The organism is Achromobacter sp. 10T422, assembly GCF_056394065.1.
Window position 1 is genome coordinate 435,287 of record NZ_JBFTHD010000001.1, and the last position, 23,061, is coordinate 458,347.

The window sequence follows — 23,061 nt, forward strand, 5'->3', positions numbered from 1 at the left end:
CGAACTTAAACCTTCCCCCTCGGCCGACGCGGCGCTGATGCCCGAGGCCGGTCTCACGGCCCGCCGGCCCGCGCCCGAAAGCAAGCTGCGGCACAAGCTGGCAAGCATGCGTGAAGCGGGCTTGCTGCTGATCATCGCCTTGCTGGCCATCGGCATGAGCTTCGCGTCGCCGCACTTCCTGACGTGGGAGAACATCCGGGCGATGCTGTTGTCCTTCTCCATAGAAGGCATCGTGGTGGTCGGCATGACCTTGCTGGTGATCGTGGGCGGCATCGACCTGTCAGTGGGTTCCGTCGTGTGCATGGCCATGGTGATAACCGGCAAGCTGTTTCTGATGGGGGTGGACCCCTGGACCGCCAGCCTGGCCGCCATTGGCGCAAGCGCCGTCGTGGGCGCGCTGATCGGCTTGTGCGTTACCCGGATCGGGCTCAGCCATTTCATCGCGTCACTGGCCTTCATGGTGATCGTGCGGGGCCTGTCGCTGGCCATCACACAAGGCACGCCGCAGTCTTTGTTTTCGTTACCGGCGCAGTTCAAATTCATTGGCCAGGGCGTCATCGGCGGCATCCCGGCGGTGATCCTGATCTTCGCCACGATTGTTCTTATCAGCGACTTCGCGCTGCGCCGCGCCGCCCTGCTGCGCAAGGTCTTCTACACCGGCAGCAACGAGAAAGCCGCGCTCTATTCCGGCATCCGCACGGGCCACGTGAAATTCTGGGTCACCGTGCTGTGCTCGGCGCTGGCGGGGGTGGCGGGCGTGGTCTACACCGCGCGCTTCGGCGCCGCCACGCCCACCTTCGGCCTGGGTATGGAGCTGAACGTCATCGCCGCCGTCGTGATTGGCGGCGCCAGCCTGAAAGGCGGCTCGGGCACCGTGCTGGGCGCCGTGCTGGGGCTGGCGCTGCTGTCGGTGGTGACCAGCTCGCTGATCCTGCTGGACGTATCACCGTACTGGCAAGACGTGGTCAAAGGATTGATTCTGCTTGCCGCCGTCACCGTCGATCATCTTATGAACGTCAAGAAGGGACACCGATGAACATCACCACATTGGGCGCATCCGGCATCACCTGCGAATCCGTCGGGCTGGGCACCTGGGCAATGGGCGGCTGGATGTGGGGAGGCGGCGATGACGCCGCCGCCATCGACGCCATCCGCGCATCGGTTGACGCAGGCGTGCGCCTGATCGACACCGCGCCCGCCTATGGCCTGGGCCATGCCGAGTCCCTGGTGGGCACGGCCTTGAAAGGCCGCCGCCACGACGCCATCATCGCGACCAAATGCGGGCTGGTGTGGCACACCCGGCAAGGCGCGCATTTCTTTGACGAAGACGGCAAGCCCGTGCACCGCTTTCTTGGCCGCGAGTCGATCTTCCATGAAGTCGAACAAAGCCTTGCGCGTTTGCAGACTGACTACATCGACCTGTACATCACGCACTGGCAAGACAGCACCACGCCGGTCGCTGAGACCATGGACGCCTTGCTGACGCTTAAGCGGCAGGGAAAGATTCGCGCCATCGGCGTCAGCAACGTGTCTGCCGACACCCTGGCGGAATACCTGCAACATGGCCAGGTCGACGCCATCCAGGAACGGTACAGCCTGATTGATCGCGACATTGAGTCCAGCCTGCTGCCCTTGTGCCGGGACCATGGCGTGGCATCACTAGGCTATTCGTCGCTGGCGCTAGGCCTGCTGGCCGGCCCGATCGACCCGGCGCGCCAATTCACCGGCGACGACCAGCGCGCAGGCAACCCGCGTTTTTCCGCCGCCAACCGCTTGCGGCTACAGACCTTTTTCCAGGACCTGGAACCCGTGCGGCAACGCATCGGATGTTCGCTGGCGCAACTGATGATCGCCTGGACCACGCGCCCGGGCGGCGTCACGCTGGCCTTGTGCGGCGCGCGCACGCCAGAGCAGGCGCGCCAGAACGCGGGCGCGGCATCCATCAGCCTGGACGCCGACGCCATCGCTGCTATCAACACGGCGGCGGAACGCCATCTCTCTGCGCTGGATTGAATATCAGATTCGTCACATCCGATTCGCTGCATCCGATTCGCTACATCCGATTCTCCGCATGCGCCGCCCCCTCCCACATCAAGGACGCCAAGATGCCGCAAGATAAAACCGCCCGCCTGAACCGACTGCTGAACCGCGGACGTTGCCTGGACATCGCCGTGGACCACGGGGTCTGCAACGAACCCAGCTTCCTGGATGGCCTGGAAGACATGCCCGCCGTCATCGAGCAACTGGCTGCCGCGCGGCCCGACGCCATCCAGCTCAACTTCGGCCAGGCCGACCTGCTGCAACACCGCGCCGGCCGCGACAAACCCGCGCTGGTCATGCGCCTGGACATGGGCAACCCCTACAACGCCACCACGCACCGCGTGATGTGGGCGGTGCTGCAAAACACGCAGGACCCTGTGTTGCCCGCCATCCAGATGGACGCAGCCTGCGTCGTCGTCAATCTGTTCATGCTGCCCGACGAGCCCGACCTGTTCCGCCAATGCGTCGCGAACATCGCCCGAGTGCGGGCCGACTGCGACCGCTATGGCATGCCGCTGATGATCGAGCCGCTGGTCATGGCGCCGCACTCCGCCAAAGGCGGGTACATGGTTGATGGCGACGCCGAAAAAATCGTGACCCTGGTGCGCCTTGCCCGCGAAATGGGCGCCGACATCATCAAGGCCGACCCCACCACCCACACCCAAGACTTCCACCGCGTCGTGCAAGCCGCAAGCTGCCCGGTGCTGGTGCGCGGCGGAGGCCGGGAAGATCTGCGACGCGTATTCGAAAGATCGCGCGAACTGCTGGACCAAGGCGCGGTGGGCTTGGTATACGGGCGCAACGTCTACCAACATGCCAACCCGCAAGCGGTGGTGCAGGCGCTGATGGCGATGATTCATCAAAACGCCAGCGCGCAAGATGCGTGGGGCGTGTATGAACAAGGGGGCATTGGGGCCGTTCAGCCAGCATAGACAGGCCCCGCTTCAATCAAGGTGGCGACGGGCGCTAGTGGCGATGTCTTCGGCCGCGGCGTTTACCCCCGCCGCCCATAACACCCCAAGAACATTTCCACCGCCGCATCCGCCACGCGCTTGCTCTCGGCGTCGCCCAGCGGCGGCTGCCCCAGCGTGACCTGGGGCCAGAAGGCGAAGCTCTTCACCAGCCCTTGCAACTGGTGCCCGGCAAAGTCCGGGTCCACATTCGCCAGCTTCCCGTCTGCAATCGCCGCGCGTATCCACGCCGTCACGCCGCCCTCTTTTTCACCCATGCGGCACACGATGCCCTGCGCGCGTTCGGGGGAATGGATGATTTCGGCCATCGCCACGCGCGCCAGATCAATGAAATTCGGGTCGGCCAGCAGCGCGAGCTTTTGCATCAGCAACTGCCGCAACTGCTCGTCCAGGGCAACGTCGGTCCGATACGGAAGATCAACGCTGGCGATACTGCTGGCCCATAGCTCTTCAAGGATGTGAGAGAACAGTTCTTCCTTGCTGGGGAAATGGTTGTAGACCGTGCGCTTGGACACGCCCGCCGCGGCGGCGATGCGGTCCATGCTGGTGGCCTCAAAGCCAGCCGTTCGAAACTCTTCCACCGCCGCCCGCACGATGGCCTCGCGTTTGCGATCGGTCAGGCGTTGGGGGGGACGGGGCATGGCGGCTTCAGGCTCGACGGGTTAACTTGCTGCGGATTTTACACTGGTCAGTGTACTTTTCAGAAAAACGAAACTACACTGCGCAGTGTAATTTTCTGCCTGGAATGCTTACCGTGACCGCCCTGACCTCCTGCCCGCAATCCTCGCCACCCCGCTACGCCGAATCGCCCCAACACCGGGACGGCCGCTTTCGCAACCCGTTGCCGCGCCCGTCGCTGGGCTTCTGGCAAGGCTTGAAACTGACCTGGACGTTCTTCTTCGCCAAGCCCAAGCACACCGTGCCGGACCGCGCCATCCCCGTGCGCGCAATCGACATCGCAGCGCTGGAAGCCGCGCCCGACCGCAGCCTGTACCGCCTGGGGCATTCGACCATTCTGATGAAGCTGCGCGGCCGCTATTGGCTGACCGACCCGGTGTTTTCCGAACGCGCGTCCCCCGTGCAATGGGCAGGCCCCGCGCGCTTCCATGCGCCCCCGATCTCCATTGAAGACCTGCCGCCCATTGCCGGCGTGATCCTGTCGCACAACCATTACGACCACCTGGACCGCGCCGCCATCGCCAAGCTGGCCGGCAAAACCGCCCGCTTCATCACGCCGCTGGGCGTGGGCGACCAGCTCATCGCCTGGGGCGTGGACCCCGCCCGCGTCGAACAGCTGGACTGGTGGCAATCCACCGACGCCGACGGCCTGCGCCTGACCGCCACCCCGGCCCAACATTTCTCGGGCCGCGGCCTCGCCGACACCGACCGCAGCCTCTGGGCGTCATGGGTCATCCAGGACGCCGACTTCCGCGTGTTCTTCAGCGGCGACAGCGGCTACTTCGACGGCTTCAAAGCCATCGGCGACGCCTACGGCCCCTTCGACCTGACGCTGATGGAAACCGGCGCCTATGACAAGCGCTGGGCTTTCGTCCACATGCAGCCCGAAGAAACGCTGCAAGCGCATCAAGATCTGCGTGGCCGCTGGCTGCTGCCGATTCACAACGGCACCTTTGATCTGGCGCTGCATCCGTGGGAAGAACCGTTCGAACGGATCATGGCGCTGGCAAAGGAAAATGACGTCTCGCTGACCACACCCATGATGGGCGTGCGGGTGAACATGACGGCGCCGGGGGTGGGTACGCCGTGGTGGAGAAAGGGCGGCGTCACGCCATAATCGCTCCAGTACAATCCGGGGTTTGGCGACGTTGTGATCGCCCACCCTCTGGACCAAAGCATGTTGCGACTGTCTGAAATCAAGCTGCCGTTGAACCACACGCCCGAAGAATTGCCTGCCGCGATTCTTAAGAAACTAGGCGTACCGGCCAGCGATCTGCGCGGCTTCACCATCTTTTTGCGCAGCTACGACGCGCGCAAGAAACACAATATCCTGCTGACCTACACGCTGGATATCGACATCGAAAATGAAGCCGCGCTGCTTCAGCGCTTTCACGATGATCGCCACGTCAAGCCGACGCCCGACACCGAATACAAATTCGTCGCCCAAGCGCCCGCCACGCTGAGCAAGCGCCCCATCGTCATCGGCACCGGCCCCTGTGGCCTGTTCGCCGGCCTCGTCCTGGCGCAGATGGGCTTCAAGCCCATCATCCTGGAACGCGGCAAGGCGGTGCGTGAACGCACCAAAGACACCTGGGGCCTGTGGCGCAAACGCATCCTGAACCCGGAATCGAACGTGCAGTTCGGCGAAGGCGGCGCAGGCACGTTCTCGGACGGCAAGCTCTACAGCCAGATCAAAGACCCCAAGCACTACGGGGAAAAGGTCCTGAAAGAATTCGTGCTGGCCGGCGCACCGGAAGAAATCCTGTTCGTCAGCAAGCCGCACATCGGCACGTTCCGCCTGGTGGGCATGGTGGAAGTCATGCGCGACACCATCACCAAGCTGGGCGGCGAAGTGCGCTTTTCCAGCAAGGTTGAAACGCTGCACCGCGAAAACGGCCAGGTGACGGGCGTGACGCTTGCCAACGGCGAGCACATCGAAGCCGACCACGTCGTGCTGGCCATCGGCCACAGCGCACGCGATACGTTCCAGATGCTGCACGAGCAGGGCGTGTTCATGGAGGCCAAGCCGTTCTCGATCGGCTTCCGGATCGAACACCCGCAATCGCTGATCGACCGCGCCCGCTTCGGCCCCAGCGCCGGCCACCCGATTCTGGGTGCGGCCGACTACAAACTGGTGCACCACGCCAGCAACGGGCGCTCGGTGTACAGCTTCTGTATGTGCCCGGGCGGCACCGTCGTGGCCGCCACGTCGGAACCGAACCGCGTCGTCACCAACGGCATGAGCCAGTACTCGCGCAACGAACGCAACGCCAACGCTGGCATCGTGGTGGGCATTTCACCCGAGGTGGATTACCCCGAACACGTGTTGGCCGGCGTGGACTTTCAGCGCAAGTGGGAATCGCAGGCGTATGTGCTGGGCGGCGAAACGTACAGCGCGCCGGGTCAGCTGGTGGGGGATTTTCTGGATGGCAAGGCGTCGACGGAATTCGGTTCCGTGCTGCCGTCGTACACGCCGGGCGTGCATCTGACCGACCTGGCCACCGCACTGCCCGACTTCGCGATTACCGCCATTCGTGAAGCGCTGCCGGCGTTTGATAAGACGATCAAGGGTTTCGGCATGCACGACGCCGTGCTGACCGGCGTGGAAACGCGCACGTCGTCGCCCGTTCGCATCAAGCGTGACAACGACACGCTGCAAAGCCTGAACACCAAGGGCTTGTTCCCGGCGGGCGAAGGGGCGGGTTATGCCGGCGGGATTCTGTCGGCGGGCGTGGATGGCATCAAGATCGCCGAAGCGGTGGCCTTGAGCATCATGGCCCGCCAGGGCTAACGGCGGCCGCTTGCCACTAGGGCTTGTCGGCTTTGGCCTGTTGCGCCCGGTATTCCGGCACCGTGACGCCGCCGACGCCCCAGTTTTCCATTTCGACTTCGTCAATCACGACGAACGTGGAGGCGTGCGGCTTGCCCAGCACCTCAAACAGCAAATCACTGACGCCTTTGATCAGCGCGCGCTTCTGTTCGGGCGTCGTCGCCGTTGCGCCGGGCGCGGTGCCTTCGCGCGTGACCTTGATATTGACGTAGGGCATGTTGTTCTCCTTTGAATCAAGCGTTGCCGCGGGGGGGATGAGGGTCGTGAATGTTGAAGGTCAGCCGCCCGCCACCTGCCCGCCATCCACATGCAGGATTTCACCGGTCACAAAACCGGCGTCCTCAAGATACATCACCGCCTGCGCCACGTCGGCAATTTCGCCCAGGCGCTTCATGGGATGCAAAGCCGCCAATGCCTGATGCGAATCGGGCGCATGCATGGGCGTCTTGATGATGCCGGGCGACACCGCATTGACGCGAATATTCCGGGTCGCGTATTCGATCGCCAGGCTGCGCGTGGCGGCGGCCAGCCCGCCCTTGGTCAACGACGCCAGCACGGACGGCACGTTGGAATTGGCGTGGTCCACCAGCGTCGTGGTGATTTGCACGATGTGGCCGCCACCCTGCTTCAACATGGCGTCCACGGCGTGCTGCGTCGTGTAGAAAAAGCCAGCCAGGTTCGTCGACAGCATGTCGCGGTACTGCTGTTCCGTATAGGCGGTAAACGCGTTGGCGATGAAAATGCCGGCGTTGTTCACCAGCGTATCCACCCGCCCAAAGCGGGCCAGCGCCTGCTCCACCACAGCCTTGCCCGTGGCGGGGTCGCCGATATCCCCGGCGATGGTCAGGTAGTTGGGATCGTCCGACGGCTGGATCGACCGCGACGTTCCCACCACCCGGTAACCGCGATCCAAAAATGCCCGGGCGATGCCCTCGCCCAGCCCTTGCGACGCGCCCGTAACGATAGCGACTTTCTGTTCGTTGCTCATGATGTTTCCTTCTTAACGTGGTTGGTGTGAGAGGAACATTAGGCGTATCGGCGCTGTTCGAAAATCCGCTAATCTTGCGCAATGGCTGATAAAAAACGCACAGACCCCGACTGGCAGGACATCCGTGTTTTCCTGGCGCTTGCGCGCTACGGCAGCCTGTCGGCCGCCGCGCGGGCGTTGTCGACCAACCATTCGACGATTTCCCGGCGGCTGCACTCGCTTGAGGCCACCCTGGGCGAAACGCTGGTCGAACGCCGGCCCGACGGCTACGTGCTGACCGCCGCCGGCTCGCATGCGCTGGCCGCTGCCAGCGACATGGAAGCCGCCGTCCACACCTTGGGCAGAGGCGGCGCGGACAGCGCGTTACGGGGCTTGGTGCGGATCAACGCCCCGCCCGCCTTGTCGCAGGGTTTTCTTGTCGGCAGGCTTGCCCAGCTGCCGCTGCGGCATCCCGGCATCGATATCGACCTGGCCACCGATTTGCGCTCGGTAAGCCTTGAGCGGCATGTCACCGACATCGCGGTACGGCTGGGCCGCCCCCAAGACGGCGACTTCATTGCGAAAACACTGGGGCACATGGGGTTTGGCTTCTATGCCGAACCGGCGCTTTGCAAACGTATGGAAAGCGGCGCCGAACCGGTGTTTGTGGGCTTTGACGAAGCCAATGCCTATCTGCCCGAAGCGGCGTGGCTGGCCCGCCGCTTTCCGCGGGCGCGCATGATTTTTCGCGCCAATAACCAAGTGGCGCAGGCCTTGGCGGCGCAGTCCGGCGTGGGCATTGCGCTGCTGCCGCACTACATCGGACGCACCACGCCAGGGCTGCAAGCATGCCCCCTGGAAGCCCCGCCTGCCCCGCGCGAGATCGTGCTGCTGACGCGCCGGCAAGACCGCAAGGACGCGCCGATCCAGACGGTGGCGGACTATCTGATCCAGGTGTTCGCGGACGAAAAGGCGCTGTTTGAAGCCTGACGCTGCCGCACGGCCTCTTGAAACCTGCAAACCCGATCCCACATTTGCGCTATGGCGGGGTAGCGCAGCTTGAAAGAATTCCATGCAGCAGCGTCCTACGCCCGTCTGAACCAGACCTTTATCGGGAGACGAACATGGCAACGTATCCATTTTTCGATAGCGGCATCCGTTCCGCCCTGGACACCCTGCAACAGCTGGACAACATCCTGCGATCTTCGACCGCGCCTTCCAACCTGCGGTCCACGGCGCGCGCAGGCTTTCCGCCCGTGAACGTGGGCGCAAGCGCCGACTCGATTGAAGTCGTGGCGTTTGTGCCGGGCATAGACCCGGACGCGCTTGAGGTCACCATGGAAAAAGGCCTGCTGACGATTTCCGGCGAACGGCGCGAAGAAGAACCTGCCGGGCAAGCCACCCTGTACGCACGCGAACGCGCACATGGCCGTTTCAGCCGCGTGGTGGAATTGCCCAGCGACGCCGATCCGGAAAACATCCAGGCGCGCTACACCGACGGCTGCCTTTGCATTTCCATCGGCAAGCGCGAATCCGCCAAGCCGCGCCTGATCTCCATCCAATGAACACTGGCCGACGACACAGGAGGATCATCATGGAAGAACGCAACCAAGTGGCCGCCACGCGCGGCTCGGAATCCTTGACCAAGGTCTCGAACGAGAGCAACCGCGCGGCCACCCTGCCCGCGGTGGACATCTACGAGAACGCCACCGGCATTACGCTGCTGGCCGACCTGCCCGGCGTGTCCAAGGACAGGCTGTCGATCAAGGTGCAGGCGAACGAACTGTTGATCGAAGGCGAAGCCGCAGTGCAGGTGCCGGCCGAGGTGCGCCTGGTGCACAACGAACTGCGCGAACCGTTGTTCCGCCGCAGCTTCACGCTGGGCCATGACCTGGACAAGGACAATATCTCGGCCAACTTGAAGCACGGCGTGCTGACGTTGCAGATTCCGCGGCTGCGCGAAGCACAGCCCCGCAAAATCTCGGTCACGGTGACGTGATCTTGTGACGCGGCTTCGGTCGCCAATGCTTCAATCGTCAACGCGGCAACGATGGGCGGGCATGTCGGGAACGACGCGGCCCGCCCATCGGCTCATCAAGCCATCTTGTAGCGGGCGGCGGCGCTGGCCATCTTGATATCGCCCAGCAGCGCCTGCCGCGCCCCGTCCAACGCCTCCCAGCGCGACGCCTCATGCAGCGGCGGAATCGTCACGGTCTCGCGCCGGTCAAAGCCCACCAGCGCCGCATCCACCAGCTCGCCCACGTCCATCACTTCCGGCAGCGCGTTGATGTCGATGCCCGCGCGTTGCCAGATTTCGGTGCGCGTGGCGGCGGGCAGCACGGCCTGCACATAGACGCCGGCGGGCGACAACTCTTCGTGCAACGCCTGCGACAGAAACAACATATAGGCCTTGGTGGCCCCATAAACCGCCATGCCGAACTGCGGCATGAAACCCACCACCGAACCGACATTCACGATGGCGCCCGTGCCGGCTTGCACCAGCCGCGGCGCAATTGCGCTGGCCAAGCGCGTGGGCGCGGTGCTGTTCAACCCCACCAATTGCGCGACCGCCTGGGGGGTTTGCGCGACAAAATTGCCCGTCTGGGCGGCGCCGGCGTTGTTGATCAAAATCTGGATACGAGCATCGTCGCGCAACCGCGCCTCGACTTGCTCAAGGTCTTCTTCGCGCGTCAGGTCTGCGGCAAGCACGTCGACCGCCACGCCGTGCTCTTGCCGCAAACGCGCGGCAGCGGCCTCAAGCCGGGCGACGTCACGCGCCACCAGCACCAGGTCGTGGCCGCGCTGTGCAAAGCGTTCGGCGTAGGTGGCGCCAATGCCCGAGGACGCGCCGGTAATCAAAACGGTAGGGGAAGTCATCTTGCGATTCTCTTTGTAAAGTGGAACGGAACACGCCGCGATAGGCAGCGGATCAACGCGCGTCGGCGTCGGCCAGCGCCGGGTAGTCGATGTAGCCTGCCGCGCCGCCGCCATAAAGCGTGGCCGGGTCCAACTGCGCCAGCGGCGCGCCGGTCTTCAGGCGCTGGACCAGATCCGGGTTGGAGATGAACGGACGCCCAAAGGCGAACAGGTCGGCATGGCCTTGGGCGAGCTGGGTTTCGGCCAGCTCCAAGCCATAGCCGTTGTTCGTGATATAGGTGTTCTTGAAGCGTTGGCGCAGCGAACCGTAGTCAAACGGCGCAACGTCGCGCGGGCCGCCCGTGGCGCCCTCCACCACATGCAGATAGACCACGCCCAGCGCATTGAGCTGGTCGGCGATGTAGTCAAACTGCGCCTGCGGATCGCTGCACGAAATGCCATTCGCGGGCGACACCGGCGAAAGCCGCACGCCCGTGCGGTCAGCCCCGACCTCATCCGCCACCGCCTGAGTCACCTCAAGCAACAGCCGGGCGCGGTTCTGCACCGAACCGCCGTACGCGTCGTTGCGCTGGTTGGCGCCGTCCTTGGCGAACTGCTCAAGCAGATAGCCGTTGGCGCCGTGAATTTCCACGCCATCGAAGCGCGCCGCAATGGCGTTCGCGGCCGCCTGACGAAAGTCTTCGACGATGCCGGGCAGCTCGTCCAGCGCCAACGCGCGCGGCGCCGACACCGGCTCAAAGCCATTGTTCACAAACGTCTTGGTCTCGGCGCGAATGGCGGACGGCGCCACGGGCGCGGCCCCGTTCTCTTGCAAGTCCACGTGCGACACGCGGCCCACATGCCACAGCTGAAGGAATATCTTGCCGCCCTTGGCATGCACGGCCTGCGTCACCTGCCGCCAACCTTCGACCTGCGCAGCCGTGTAGATCCCCGGCGTGTCCTGATACCCCTGCCCCTGCTGCGAGATCTGCGTCGCCTCGGCAATCAACAAACCCGCCGAGGCGCGCTGGCTGTAATAGGTTGCGGCAAACCGGCTGGGAACAAAGCCCGCCTCGGCGCGGTTGCGCGTCAGCGGGGCCATCACGATGCGGTTGGAAAGCGTCAGGGGTCCCAGGGTGTAGGGCTGGAACAAAGCGTTGTCGGTCATGGTCAGGGTCCGTCGAAAAGGGTTGATCGCCGCGGCCGAAGGCGGTGCCTTGGGCGGGTCGCGGCGCTTGCTGGGTCGGTCAACGGCGTTAATGATGATGATCAACATCTAAATCGTCAAGCACTTTGATGATGGTCGACATCAATGTATATTCACTGCCTGGACGCGGCATTGACGTGTAGGCACGGGGCATCGGGCTGGCGAAATAAGCTGGCGAAATAAGCTGGCGAACTAAGACTCAGGAAATGAGACTCGCGAGCTAAGACTGGCGAACTAAGACTCGAGAACTAAGACTCGCGAAATAAGGGTCACCATATGAAGGTCATGAAATGAAGGTAACCAAGGCGCAGGCGCAGGCCAACCGGGCGCACATCGTTGAGACCGCATCGGCGCTCTTCCGCGAGCGCGGCTACGACGGCGTCGGCGTGGCCGAATTGATGGCCGCCGCCGGGTTCACCCACGGCGGCTTCTACAAACACTTCCGGTCCAAGGCCGACCTGATGGCCGAAACCGCGGCATCGGGGCTGTCGCAGTCCCTGGCAATGACGGGCCAGATGGACCTGGCCAAGTTCATCAACGTCTACGTGTCACGCGCGCACCGCGACGGACGCGGCGCCGGCTGCACCATGGCCGCCCTGTGCGGCGACGCCGCGCGCCAGACAGACGACGTCAAGGCCACCTTCGCGGCGGGCATCGAAGACATGCTGGCGGTGCTGGGCAAGGACGACGTTGCGTCGCAAGATTCAGAGCTGGCTGCGGACCCGAATTCAACCGCCAAGCGCGCCCGCGCCAAGCGCATTGATTTGCTGGCGCACGTGATTGGCGCCGTCGCGCTGTCGCGCGCCTGCCCCGATGACTCCCCCCTGGCCGACGAAATCCTCGAAGCCTGCCGCAGCGAACTGCTGGCGTCTTTGGCGCCGAAAGCCGCCGGCTGATTCTTCGTTATTCCCGTATTCCCCGCCTATTTGACGGAGCAAACCGACATGGCCGAGCACTACCTTGAAGACCTGACCCCTGGACAACGCTTCATCGGCGCCGCCCGCGTGCGCGTCACCCGGGAACGCATCAAAGCCTTCGCCGCAGAATTCGACCCGCAGCCGTTTCACCTGGACGAAGACGCCGCCAGCGCCACGCTATTCAAAGGCCTGGCCGCCAGCGGCTGGCACACCGCCGCGCTGACCATGCAGCTGCTGGTCGCCAGCGAATTCAAACCGGCAGGCGGCATCATCGGCGCGGGCGTGGACGAAATTCGCTGGCCGATGCCGGTACGCCCGGATGATGAATTGAGGATTGAAAGCGAAGTGCTGGAGGTGCGGCCGTCGAAGACGCGCCCCCAGCAAGGCTTGGTGAAAGCGCGCACGACGACGCTGAATCAGAAGGATGAGGTGGTGCAGATCTTCGTCAGCAATTTGGTCGTACAGCGTCGCGGGGAGTAAGGGGCGAGGGATAGAGGGCGAGGGATAAAGGGGTGAGGGATAGCGGCGCGAAGGATAAAGGGCGGGCGTGTCTGCGGCCTTAATCTGGCCGTCACCGCTAGCTGGTCTTCACCGCTAGGTGGCCTTCGCCGCTAGCTAGCCTTCACCGCTAGCTGGCCTGCTCCGCGCTCATCCTTCTTCGACCGCCAACGCAAAGTACGCGGCCGCCCCGTCGTTGTCACGCGTCAGCACAGCGCGCACCCGCACGCTCTGCGCGCCGCCATCCTTCGCGCGCATTTTCGCGCCAAAGGCAGCGGTAGGCTTGCCGTGCCGCATCTTCTTCAAACGCGCCCCGCCATCGGCAAACACGCTCATCAGCCCGTCGCCCATCAGCTCTGCCTTGCCGTAGCCCAGCATCTGCGCCAGCGCCGTGTTGGCGGACTCGCAGCGCAGGTCGGCATCCAGCAGCGCCATCCCCTGCACCGTCAACTCAAACACCGCTTCAAATCGCGCTTGCTGGTCCCGTAGCGACTGTTCCGTCAGCTTGCGCGCGGTGTTGTCCATGCTGATGCCCACGATCTTGACGATGCGCCCATCAAAGTCGCGCACTGGCGTCGCGCGCGACGAAATCCAGCGCAGGCTGCCGTCCGGCTGGATCAGGCGAAAGTCGAATTCGTGCGCATTGCCCGTGCGTAGCGATTCCTCGTACGCAGCGTTCATCATCGGCACGTCATCGGCGTGCACGTGCTTCCAGAAGCTCTCGTTGCTGACTATCCGCCAGCCGTACACGGCTTCAACGTTGGACGAGTAGCTGACGTCGTCCGTGATCAGGTTCCATTCCCACGTGACGATGCGTGCGCCCTCTTGCGCCAGCTTCATGCGCGTTTCGCTTTCCATGATCTCGGCCATGTAGCGGCGGCGCGTATCGGTCATGGGCATCGCCACCGCGCTTGATGCGCCTGCCTCCTCCCGCGCCTGCTCGCCGTAGCGCAGCCAGATCCAGTTCACGCCCAGAAACGCCGCCAGCTTGCGCAGCTTTTCGTAATCGATCTCGCCGCCCTTGGTCCATTTATGGACGGCGGGGCGCGACACGTTGAGCGCCGTGGCGACGGCTTGGAGTGTCAGTTGCTTGTGTTCAAGCAGCTCTTTCAAGCGAAACGCAAAGCTGTCTTCGGTCATGTTCACGCCCCTTCAGCCGCGGCAATTGCCCGCCACCGTTTGAAAAACTCCGCGCAAGCACAACGATGAAAAACACCGGTCGTTACAAACGCGCGGTTTTCCGATAGATGCTTGTGCATGGAAGAAGTCTTGCCTACATTGAGTTAATTATTGGTTAATGTAAACCAGTGGTTTACGGACAACAAGAAAAACAAACCTAACAAACACAACAAACACAACGACCACAAAAAAATCTGTGCGCAACGACGCATGAGAGGAGACAACGTGAAAACATCCGCGCCACGCCGCAACGGGTTCCTGACCCTATGCACGCTTACCGCCGTGCTGGTGACCGTCATCGCCATGGTTCGCTGGCCCGCCGAAGCCGCTGCAACCGCTAACGTCTTGTTCGATTGGTCGACGCGCTCGTTCGGGTCGGTCATTCAAATATTTGTCTTCGGCTGTGTCATCGCCTGCATCGCGCTGGCGTTCAGCAAGTATGGCAACGTGCGCTTGGGCGATGGCAAGCCCGAGTACTCGACCCTGTCATGGATCTTCATGTTCATCTGCGCCGGCATGGGGTCGTCGACCTTGTATTGGGGCGTAATGGAATGGGCCTATTACTACCAGTCGCCCGGCCTGAACGTTGCCGCCGGCACGCGCGACGCACTGGAATACAGCATCAGCTATTCCTTCTTTCACTGGGGCCTGAGCGCCTGGGCGGTATACGCCCTGCCCTCGCTCGCAATGGCCTACCACTTCCATGTGCGCAAGAAGGCGGGCTTGAACCTCGCGTCCATCATCCAGGCCATTACGGGGTTTCGCGCCACGGGTCCGGTCGGACGCTTAGCAGACCTGATTTTCCTGCTGACGATGTTCGGCGCGCTGACGGTTTCCATCGCCCTGACCGCAACCACCTTCACGCGCGGCCTCGCAAGCCTGGCCGGCACCCCTGACACCTTCACCATGCAGTTGATCGTGATCGTCGGCGTGTCCGCGCTGTTCTCGGCAAGCGCCTACATCGGCATCGCCAGCGGCATGAAACGCCTGAGCCATATGGTCTGCTGGGGCGCGCTGCTGCTGGCCGCCGTCGTCTTCGTCGTCGGCCCCACCCAGTTCTCCGGCAACAACATCGTCAACGGCCTGGGCCTGATGCTGCAGAACTACATCCGCATGAGCCTCTTCACCGACCCCGCCGGCGACGGCGCCTTCAACCGCGGCTGGACGGTGTTCTATTGGCTATGGTGGGTGTCGTACTCGCCGGGCGTGGCGATGTTCGTGGCGCGCGTCTCCAAGGGTCGCAAAATCAAGGACGTCATCGGCGCCCTCTTGCTGGGCGGCAGCGCCGGCTGCTGGTTCTTCTTCGGCGCGCTGGAAAGCTACTCGATGCACCAGTTCCTGTCAGGCGCGATCGATGTCCCGCACATCTTGAAGGAGCACGGCGGCGAGACGGCCGTCGAAATGCTGCTAAGCGCGCTGCCCGCAGGCAAACTTTTCCTGGCCCTGTACCTGGCGATCATGATCGTCTTCCTGGCCGCGCACGTTGATGCCGTCGCCTATGCCGTGGCCGCCACCACCACGCGCAACCTGTCCGAAGGCGCAGACCCCACGCCCACCAGCCGCGTCTTCTGGTGCATAGCGCTGACGCTCGTGCCGCTGGCGATGCTGTTCACCAAAGCGTCGCTGGAAACGATGAAGACCGCGGTGGTGCTCACCGCCATCCCCTTCCTGTTCATCCTCGCCATCAAGCTGTTCGGCCTGTTCCGTTGGCTGATGCAGGACTACGGGGATGTTCCGGCGCACTTGATCGAATCGGCCGCACAGCCGGGATCAGAAGAAGCCGTCGTGACGGACCTGCGTCAGGCGGTCCAGAAGCCACGCGCTGTCGCAAACGGATAGCCCTGCACGAACGGGCACGCGGTAAGCGCCGCCCGCTTCCCAATCTATCGCTGGCCCCCACGCCAACACTTCCATGGAGACCATCATGACCCCCATCCCCCAGTTGCCCGCCAATTTCTGCGCCGACGAAGAAAACGCCTGGACCCTGCCCGCCACGTACTACACCCAGGACGCGGTCTTCGATTACGAGAAAGAGCAGGTGTTCGCCAACACGTGGATCTGCGTCGCCCACCGCAGCGAGCTGGCTGCGCCTAACGACTACGTCACGCGCGACATCATCGGCGAAAGCATCATCGTGCTGCGCGACCGCGAGGGCATCCTGCGCGCCTTCTACAACGTCTGCCCGCATCGGGGCCACCAATTGATGCAAGGCAGCGGCCGCGCCAAGAACGTCATCACCTGTCCGTACCACGCCTGGACCTTCAAGCTCGACGGCGAGCTCGCCCTTGCCCGCAACTGCGACAACGTGCCCAACTTCGACCGCGACAAGGCCAGCCTGGTCCCCATCAAGGTCGAAGAAGCCGCGGGCTTCATCTTCATCCACATGAACCCGGACGCCGGTTCAGTAGAGGACCAGCTCCCCGGTTTCGAAGCCCGCCTGCGCGCCGCCTGCCCGGTGGTGGACGACCTGCACCTGGCCGCCCGCTTCGTCACGGACACGCCCGCCAACTGGAAGTCCATCGTTGACAACTACCTGGAGTGCTACCACTGCGGCCCAGTACACCCCAGCTTCGCGGACTCTGTCCAAGTCGACAAATACAACCACACCATGCACGGCAACTGGTCGTTGCAGTTTGGCCTGGCCAAGTCATCGGAAAAATCCTTCAAAGTTGACCCGTCGGTGAAGGACCCCAGCTTCGCCGGCTTCTGGACGTGGCCCTGCACGATGTTCAACGTGCCGCCCGGCGCCGACTTCATGACCGTCATCTATGAATTCCCCGCAAGCGCTGGCGTCACGTTGCAGCACTATGAGATCTACTTTCTTAACAAGGACTTGACCGACGAACAGCAGAAACTGGTCGAGTGGTACCGCGATGTTTTCCGCCCTGAAGACTTGCGCCTGGTGGAGAGCGTGCAGAAGGGTCTGAAGTCGCGCGGCTATCGTGGCCAGGGCCGCATCATGGTCGACCGGCAGCGCAGTGGGATCAGCGAACACGGCATCGTGCATTTTCATCGGAGGTTGGCGACGGAGTACAAGGGTGCGCAGTGCGAAGGTGCGGAGTCATCCCTTACCCCTGCGCCGGCGTCGCAACGCGCCCCCGCATGATCATGGCAGCCCACCAGACCCTGCTCGTGCGCGTCGCACGCATCGAACAGGTGACCCCGCTGATCAAACGCTTCACGCTGGAATCCCGCGACGGCAGCGCCCTGCCGCCCTTCACGGGCGGCAGCCACATCATCGTGCAAATGCGTAACGGCGAAAGCCACTACAACAACGCTTACTCGCTGATGAGCTCGCCGCACGCGCTTGATAGCTACCAGATAGCCGTTCGGCGGCAGGCGCCATCCAAGGGCGGTTCGGCCTACCTGCACGACAAGGTCGGCGAAGGCGACCTGCTGACCATCACCACGCCGAACAATCTGTTCGCGTTGGACGGCTCGGCCGGCCACCACGTGCTGATCGCGGGCGGCATCGGCATCACGCCGTTCATGTCGCAATTGCATGAATTGCACAAACGTGGCGAATCACACGAACTGCACTACGCCTTCCGCGCGGATGGGCACGGCGCCTTCCAGGATGAGCTGGCCCAGTCTTGCCAGGACTGCGTCAGGTTCTATGACAGCGGCAATGGCCAAACCATGGACGTGGCCAGCCTGCTGCGTGACATGAAACCCGACGCGCACGTCTATGTGTGCGGCCCCGGCACGCTGATCGACGCCGTGCGCCGCGCGGCGCAAGACGCCGGCGTTGCGCCGTGGCGCGTACACGTAGAGAAGTTCGCCGCCGCCAAGCCGTCTGGCGCCGCGTTCACGCTGGTGCTGGCTAAGTCCGGCGCCACCGTGGAAGTGGCCAGCGGCGAATCCATCCTCGACGCGATTGAGCGTGACGGCACGGCCCCGGTCGAATGTCTGTGCCGAGAAGGCGTGTGCGGCACCTGCGAAACCCGCATCCTGGAAGGCGAAGCCGTCCACTTCGATCAGTACCTGACTGACCAAGACCGCGCGGCGCAAAAGACGCTGCTGATCTGCGTGTCGCGCGCCAAGGGCGACAAGCTCGTGCTCGACCTGTAAACCACAACATCGCGCCGGCGCCACCGAATGCCGGGCATCAAGGGGGGAGGAAACCACCAATGAAACAGATAGCCGGCCTTTGGCTGCTGGCGGGCGTCGTGCTGCCTTTCGCCACGCATGCGCAGACCAACATCACCCTGTACGGCGTCATCAGCACCGCCGTGCGCTACACCTCCAACATCGACGGTGAACATGGCAGCTTGAGCCAGCTCGTCTCCAGCGGCATCGGCGGCAGCCGCTGGGGCTTGAAGGGTTCCGAAGACCTTGGCAACGGCAACCAGAGCATTTTCGTGCTGGAAAATGGCTTCGGCACCAACGATGGCAAGACCGCCTACGACGCCCTGTTCGGCCGCCAGGCCTATGTGGGGGTGTCCGGCGCCTGGGGCAGCCTGACCCTCGGCCGGCAATACAACGCCTTGAACAACATCGGCTGGGCATACAACCCGCTGGACCAAAGCTGGGGCARCTTCTGGTCCGACCCGCTCTACACCGGCGGCGACGTCTTCTTTCAGGATTACCGCATCAACAACAGCGTGGTCTATAGCCGCAGCACGGGGCCGCTCACCTTGCAGGTGGACTACGGCTTTGGGCAACAGGCTGGCAGCATCGCGCGCGGCTCGACGTTTGGCGGCGGCCTGATGTACCAGCAAGGCCCGCTGTCAGTCGGCGTGGCCTATGACCAGCATCGCGCGCGCACCGGCGACAACACGCTGCATAACTATTCCATTGGCGGATCGTACGCGGTCGGCAACGCCACGGCCTACCTGGGCCACATGGGCCGACGCGAAACCGCGCAACACCGGCGCTACGCCATCAGCTTTATCGGCCTGGGCTATCAGGTCACGCCCGCACTGCACCTTTCCGGCGCCTACTATCGCTACCAGCAGCGCGGCAAGGTCACGACGCAGTACCAGCCCGTGCCGGTGCTGCTTGGCAGCGGCAATGGCGACATCGTTGCGGCCGTGGCGGACTACGCCCTATCCCCGCGCACCAGCGTTTTTCTGGAGCTTGACGCCACCCGCGCACGGGGCGGCGCGGTCGGCCGGGAAACCGAGTACTGGAGCGGCCAGGCAGCAACCGGCGTTGGCAGCACCACGCGCATCGGTGTGATGACGGGGATGCGGCATATGTTCTAAGCGCTTGCGTGACGCAGTGGCTGGGCGCGGGAGCGGTATTGCTCTATCCATCTGAAAGACTGTGCAACGCCTCCAAATGGAAAGAAATGCAGGCTCACCTTTCCATGCGCTGCGGTCAGTCCGGCGGCCAGGCGGTCCACAAACACATCCGGCCCTGCCGTGCCAAACAGCTTGCCAAGCGAGATTCCGTACTTGGACCACATCGACGCGCATGCGCTGACGCCGCACAAGGCGGCATAGCGCGCAAGCACCGCGATACCGGCGGGGCCAGGCACGCCCACGCACACGGGATGTTCAATGCCCCGCTCACGCAGCGCCGTCAACCACATCAACACGGCGTCCGCATCAAAACCGAACTGCGTAATGATCAAGGGCGCCATGCCGCGCTCGCTGATGCTGCGACACTTTCGTTCAAGCACATTCCACCGATCGGCCGCGCTCATGACCGGGTGGCCCTCTGGATGCCCGCCCACGCCAAGCACCCGGATGCCGGCGCGCTCGAACACACCGGTTTCGATCAGCGAAGCACTGTCTGCAAACGGCCCCATCGGGCTCGACGGATCGCCTGCAATCACAAAGCAGCGTTCAACGCCGGCTTCGGCAACCGCGCGCGTGACGAAGGAGTCCAGCCCGGCCCGCGAGACGATGCGGCGTGCCGAAAGGTGCGGCATGGGCTCAAAGCCCAGTCCGCGTACGGCCCGCGCCGCAGCCAGTCGCGCGTCGTCGTCCTGGCCGGGCAAATAGGGAATGGAAATCGTCGAGCCCGGCACTATCCGCGAACCCGCGGCGGTCAGCGCCGCAATGTCTCTTGCGCTGACTTCCAACGAATAGGCGTCGGTGATGTTGCGGGCTGGCAGGGTCGTATGAGAGGAAATCAAGGACATCGCTACAGGGCGCGCCAAACCGCTTGGCAAGCGGTTTGCGCACCACGGTGAAGTTCATTCATGGGCGTATTGCGCCATGGCGACCATGGCGGCCGGAGCGACAGTGCCCGGATGGCGGGCCAGTTCGACGAAGGCCCGCACGTAGTCAATGGCGCTGTCCGCCTCGCGCGCCCCCAGAAAAATCTGCTTGGCGATGCCGCGCGCGCCCAGCCGCACCGGCACCACATCCATCCGGGCCGCGTATTCCTCGACCAGCCAGCGCGGCAGAGCGGCCACACCGCGTCCGCTGGCCACCATCTGCACCATGATGTCGGTGGTTTCGATGGCTTTATGGCGCTTGGGCGTGACACCGGCCGGCAGCAGGAACTGGTTGTAGATGTCCAGGCGCTCGATGTCCACGGGGTAGCTGATTAGCACTTCCTGCGTCAGCTGCCGCGGCTTCACGTACGCAGCCGTTGCCAGGGGGTGGCCCTTGGGCACGACCAGCACCTGCTCGTAGTCGAACACGGGCTCGAATTTCAGGCCCGGCTTGAACAGCGGGTCGGGCGTAACCAGCAGGTCGATCTCGTAGCCAAAAAGCGCGCCGATTCCTCCGAACTGGAACTTCTGCTTGACGTCCACATCCACGTCGGGCCACGCCGCCAGATACGGTGAAACCACCTTTAGCAACCACTGATAGCAAGGATGGCATTCCATGCCGATGCGCAGCGCGCCGCGTTCGCCCTGCGCGAACTGGCCCAGCCGCTCTTCGGCCAGGTCCAGTTGCGGCAGCACGCGGTTCGCCACCGCCAGCAGGTATTGGCCGGCCTGCGTCAAGCGCAGGCTTCGACCTTCGCGCAGCCAGACGTCGGTGCCCAACTGCTGCTCCAGCTTCTTCATGCTGTGGCTCAGGGCCGACTGGGTCAGGTTCAACACGCCCGCGGCGGCCGTCAACGACCCTTGCTTTTCGACCTGCTGGACGATGCTGAGGTGGATGCGTTCAAGCATTCAGATGATTCCTGCTCATGGATTGTTGAATTAAAACCATTTTACTTCATCGGTACCCTCCTCTAGCATGCGGTTCCAGCTTGATGCTGCAACTGCACAAAAACAGATGCGGCGCCGGGTAGATCCATTCATGTGAAGCAAAGATGACACGTCCACTCCGTCTAGTCGCAGTTTCCGGCGGACTGCAACGCCCCTCCAAGTCAGCGGCCCTGGCAGAGCACCTGCTGGATCTGATCGCCGATGAAGTCCCGTGCGAACAGCACCTGGTTGAACTGGGTCAGCTCGCCCCGCAACTTGCTGGCGCCGTCTGGCGCTCGCAATTGCCCGACACGGTGGAACGCGAGCTTGGCGCGGTCGAACAAGCGGACATCCTGGTGGTGACCACCCCGGTCTACCGCGGCTCGTACACGGGGCTGTTCAAGCACTTCTTCGACTTCATTCATCAGGACGCCCTGATCGACAAGCCCGTCTTGTTGGCGGCCACCGGCGGCAGCGAACGCCATGCCTTGATGATCGACCACCAATTGCGGCCGCTGTTCAGCTTCTTCCAGGCACGCACCTTGCCGCTGGGCGTCTACGCCACCGACAAGGATTTCGCTGACTACCGCGTGCAGGATATGGCCCTGATCGAACGGGCCAGACTGGCGGTGCAGCGCGCATTGCCCTTAATCGAATTGATGCGCCACCCACGCACCGCCGCCGCAGAAGAAGCGGTCGCAGCCTGACGCAAAGCCAATTCAGCCGCCGCCCGCAGCGGCGATAGCGTCCGCCGCCAAGCGGCAGCCGGACTCCGTATTTCTTTCGCCAAAATCAGCACACCCCAACACCATGAGCAACGCGTTCACATTCAACATCAAGAGCATTCCTTTTGATGAAAACTATCAGCCCTCCGACAGCACGCGCATCACGACCAACTTCGCCAATCTGGCACGGGGCGCGAGTCGCCAGGAGAATCTGCGCAACACGCTGAAGATGATCGACAGGCGCTTCAATAATCTGGCGCATTGGGACAACCCCAAGGGGGATCGCTACACGGTCGAACTCGAAATCATCTCCGTTGAAATGAACATCGCCGCCAACGGCGGCAGTGATGTGTTTCCGCTGATTGAAATCCTGAAGACCAATATCGTTGACCGCCAGAACAACGAACGCATCGAAGGGATCGTCGGGAATAACTTCTCTTCGTACGTGCGCGACTACGACTTCAGCGTGCTTTTGCAAGAGCACAACAAGAACAAATCCACCTTCAGCTCGCCTGACGGTTTCGGCGAGCTGCACGGCAAGCTGTTCAAGCACTTTGTCAGTTCCAGCGCTTACCAAGAACGGTTCAGCAAGCCGCCGGTCATCTGCATCAGCGCCTCGAGCAGCAAGACGTACCTGCGCACTGAAAACCAGCACCCCATCCTGGGCGTTGAATATCAGCAAAACGAATTCTCGCCGACGGACCAGTACTTCGAAAAAATGGGCTTGCAGGTCCGTTACTTCATGCCCCCGGGCAGCGCCGCACCGTTGGCCTTTTACTTTCAGGGCGACCTGCTTGGCCACTACACGAACCTTGAGCTGATCAGCATCATCAGCACGATGGAAACGTTCCAGAAGATCTACCGTCCCGAGATCTACAACGCCAATTCCGCCGCGGGGAACTTCTATCAACCGAGCCTGAAGAATCAGGATTACTCGCTGACGCAGATTGTCTATGACCGCGAAGAGCGCAGCCAGCTTGCCGTGAAGCAGGGAAAGTTCACGGAAGAGCACTTCATCAAGCCCTACAAGCAAGTGCTGGAAAGCTGGGCCGCCAACTACGCGCACTAATCACTCAAAAAACACACGAGACCCGCTG

At 63.1% G+C, this 23,061-nt stretch carries 24 protein-coding genes; 16 read left to right on the top strand and 8 right to left on the bottom strand.

Going from position 1 to position 23,061, the window contains the following annotated elements:
• Positions 1–37 precede the first annotated feature (37 nt).
• The 3 genes from AC1DB0_RS01910 (at position 38) to AC1DB0_RS01920 (ending at position 2,972) form a co-directional block, all read left to right on the top strand.
• On the top strand, positions 38–1,036 hold the full coding sequence (locus AC1DB0_RS01910; RefSeq protein WP_175169536.1) for an ABC transporter permease: 999 nt from the start codon (positions 38–40) through the stop codon (positions 1,034–1,036).
• A complete protein-coding gene (locus tag AC1DB0_RS01915; RefSeq protein WP_476756719.1) occupies positions 1,033–2,013 on the top strand; it encodes an aldo/keto reductase in 981 nt (326 codons plus the stop codon). The genes AC1DB0_RS01910 and AC1DB0_RS01915 overlap by 4 nt, the downstream gene beginning before the upstream one ends.
• A gap of 92 nt (positions 2,014–2,105) precedes the next feature.
• The gene (locus AC1DB0_RS01920) at positions 2,106–2,972 is read left to right on the top strand and encodes a class I fructose-bisphosphate aldolase (RefSeq protein WP_476756718.1); all 867 of its coding nucleotides are present in this window, start codon (positions 2,106–2,108) and stop codon (positions 2,970–2,972) included.
• Positions 2,973–3,034: 62 nt separating this feature from the next.
• Here AC1DB0_RS01920 and AC1DB0_RS01925 read toward each other — a convergent pair whose 3' ends face one another.
• Entirely contained in the window at positions 3,035–3,652 is a 618-nt protein-coding gene (locus AC1DB0_RS01925; RefSeq protein WP_476756717.1) for a TetR/AcrR family transcriptional regulator, read from the bottom strand.
• 104 nt (positions 3,653–3,756) lie between these two features.
• Between AC1DB0_RS01925 and AC1DB0_RS01930 the strand changes: the two genes are divergently transcribed.
• Positions 3,757–4,806, top strand: coding sequence for an MBL fold metallo-hydrolase (locus AC1DB0_RS01930; RefSeq protein WP_054421428.1), 1,050 nt, complete (start codon positions 3,757–3,759; stop codon positions 4,804–4,806).
• 60 nt (positions 4,807–4,866) lie between these two features.
• Entirely contained in the window at positions 4,867–6,480 is a 1,614-nt protein-coding gene (locus tag AC1DB0_RS01935) for an NAD(P)/FAD-dependent oxidoreductase (RefSeq protein WP_054422382.1), read from the top strand.
• Between the two features lie 16 nt (positions 6,481–6,496).
• On the opposite strand, the gene AC1DB0_RS01940 is transcribed toward AC1DB0_RS01935, so the two are convergent.
• Positions 6,497–6,736, bottom strand: a complete 240-nt coding sequence (locus tag AC1DB0_RS01940; RefSeq protein WP_054421427.1) for a tautomerase family protein — start codon at positions 6,734–6,736, stop codon at positions 6,497–6,499.
• Between the two features lie 60 nt (positions 6,737–6,796).
• The gene (locus AC1DB0_RS01945; protein WP_054421426.1) at positions 6,797–7,507 is read right to left on the bottom strand and encodes an SDR family NAD(P)-dependent oxidoreductase; all 711 of its coding nucleotides are present in this window, start codon (positions 7,505–7,507) and stop codon (positions 6,797–6,799) included.
• Positions 7,508–7,588: 81 nt separating this feature from the next.
• Between AC1DB0_RS01945 and AC1DB0_RS01950 the strand changes: the two genes are divergently transcribed.
• From AC1DB0_RS01950 to AC1DB0_RS01960, 3 genes are all read left to right on the top strand, one after another.
• A complete protein-coding gene (locus AC1DB0_RS01950) occupies positions 7,589–8,476 on the top strand; it encodes a LysR family transcriptional regulator (protein WP_054421425.1) in 888 nt (295 codons plus the stop codon).
• 134 nt (positions 8,477–8,610) lie between these two features.
• Positions 8,611–9,051 (top strand): Hsp20/alpha crystallin family protein, encoded by a 441-nt coding sequence (locus AC1DB0_RS01955; RefSeq protein WP_054421424.1) that lies wholly within the window; start codon positions 8,611–8,613, stop codon positions 9,049–9,051.
• 29 nt (positions 9,052–9,080) lie between these two features.
• Positions 9,081–9,485, top strand: coding sequence for an Hsp20/alpha crystallin family protein (locus tag AC1DB0_RS01960; RefSeq protein WP_054421423.1), 405 nt, complete (start codon positions 9,081–9,083; stop codon positions 9,483–9,485).
• Positions 9,486–9,580: 95 nt separating this feature from the next.
• Here AC1DB0_RS01960 and AC1DB0_RS01965 read toward each other — a convergent pair whose 3' ends face one another.
• Together AC1DB0_RS01965 and AC1DB0_RS01970 are read right to left on the bottom strand one after the other, a co-directional pair.
• Positions 9,581–10,363, bottom strand: coding sequence for an SDR family NAD(P)-dependent oxidoreductase (locus AC1DB0_RS01965; protein ID WP_476756716.1), 783 nt, complete (start codon positions 10,361–10,363; stop codon positions 9,581–9,583).
• Between the two features lie 52 nt (positions 10,364–10,415).
• On the bottom strand, positions 10,416–11,510 hold the full coding sequence (locus AC1DB0_RS01970) for an alkene reductase (protein ID WP_476756715.1): 1,095 nt from the start codon (positions 11,508–11,510) through the stop codon (positions 10,416–10,418).
• A gap of 329 nt (positions 11,511–11,839) precedes the next feature.
• Here AC1DB0_RS01970 and AC1DB0_RS01975 point away from each other — a divergent pair, with 329 nt between their 5' ends.
• Both AC1DB0_RS01975 and AC1DB0_RS01980 read left to right on the top strand, forming a co-directional pair.
• On the top strand, positions 11,840–12,445 hold the full coding sequence (locus AC1DB0_RS01975) for a TetR/AcrR family transcriptional regulator (protein ID WP_476756714.1): 606 nt from the start codon (positions 11,840–11,842) through the stop codon (positions 12,443–12,445).
• A gap of 48 nt (positions 12,446–12,493) precedes the next feature.
• A complete protein-coding gene (locus tag AC1DB0_RS01980; RefSeq protein ID WP_054421420.1) occupies positions 12,494–12,946 on the top strand; it encodes a MaoC family dehydratase in 453 nt (150 codons plus the stop codon).
• A gap of 168 nt (positions 12,947–13,114) precedes the next feature.
• Here the strand turns inward: AC1DB0_RS01980 and AC1DB0_RS01985 are convergent, their stop codons facing one another.
• On the bottom strand, positions 13,115–14,104 hold the full coding sequence (locus tag AC1DB0_RS01985) for a PAS domain-containing protein (protein ID WP_476756713.1): 990 nt from the start codon (positions 14,102–14,104) through the stop codon (positions 13,115–13,117).
• A gap of 264 nt (positions 14,105–14,368) precedes the next feature.
• Here AC1DB0_RS01985 and AC1DB0_RS01990 point away from each other — a divergent pair, with 264 nt between their 5' ends.
• The 4 genes from AC1DB0_RS01990 to AC1DB0_RS02005 all read left to right on the top strand — a co-directional run bounded on the left by AC1DB0_RS01990 (position 14,369) and on the right by AC1DB0_RS02005 (position 19,350).
• Positions 14,369–15,982, top strand: a complete 1,614-nt coding sequence (locus tag AC1DB0_RS01990; protein ID WP_476756712.1) for a BCCT family transporter — start codon at positions 14,369–14,371, stop codon at positions 15,980–15,982.
• 85 nt (positions 15,983–16,067) lie between these two features.
• Entirely contained in the window at positions 16,068–17,249 is a 1,182-nt protein-coding gene (locus AC1DB0_RS01995) for an aromatic ring-hydroxylating oxygenase subunit alpha (protein WP_476756711.1), read from the top strand.
• A complete protein-coding gene (locus AC1DB0_RS02000) occupies positions 17,246–18,214 on the top strand; it encodes a PDR/VanB family oxidoreductase (RefSeq protein ID WP_447981926.1) in 969 nt (322 codons plus the stop codon). Before AC1DB0_RS01995 ends, AC1DB0_RS02000 begins: the two co-directional genes overlap by 4 nt.
• A 59-nt stretch (positions 18,215–18,273) precedes the next feature.
• A complete protein-coding gene (locus tag AC1DB0_RS02005; RefSeq protein ID WP_476758583.1) occupies positions 18,274–19,350 on the top strand; it encodes a porin in 1,077 nt (358 codons plus the stop codon).
• Here AC1DB0_RS02005 and AC1DB0_RS02010 read toward each other — a convergent pair.
• Positions 19,347–20,234: a methylenetetrahydrofolate reductase gene (locus AC1DB0_RS02010; RefSeq protein WP_476756709.1), complete on the bottom strand. Its 888-nt coding sequence runs from the start codon at positions 20,232–20,234 to the stop codon at positions 19,347–19,349. The genes AC1DB0_RS02005 and AC1DB0_RS02010 overlap by 4 nt on opposite strands.
• Positions 20,235–20,288: 54 nt before the next feature.
• The gene (locus AC1DB0_RS02015) at positions 20,289–21,221 is read right to left on the bottom strand and encodes a LysR family transcriptional regulator (RefSeq protein ID WP_476756708.1); all 933 of its coding nucleotides are present in this window, start codon (positions 21,219–21,221) and stop codon (positions 20,289–20,291) included.
• A gap of 143 nt (positions 21,222–21,364) precedes the next feature.
• On the opposite strand from AC1DB0_RS02015, the gene msuE reads away from it, so the two are divergent.
• Complete coding sequence (gene msuE / locus AC1DB0_RS02020; RefSeq protein WP_342065758.1) at positions 21,365–21,946, top strand: FMN reductase; 582 nt, start codon at positions 21,365–21,367, stop codon at positions 21,944–21,946.
• Between the two features lie 103 nt (positions 21,947–22,049).
• Positions 22,050–23,033, top strand: coding sequence for a DUF1852 domain-containing protein (locus AC1DB0_RS02025; RefSeq protein WP_441370905.1), 984 nt, complete (start codon positions 22,050–22,052; stop codon positions 23,031–23,033).
• Positions 23,034–23,061: the final 28 nt, after the last annotated feature.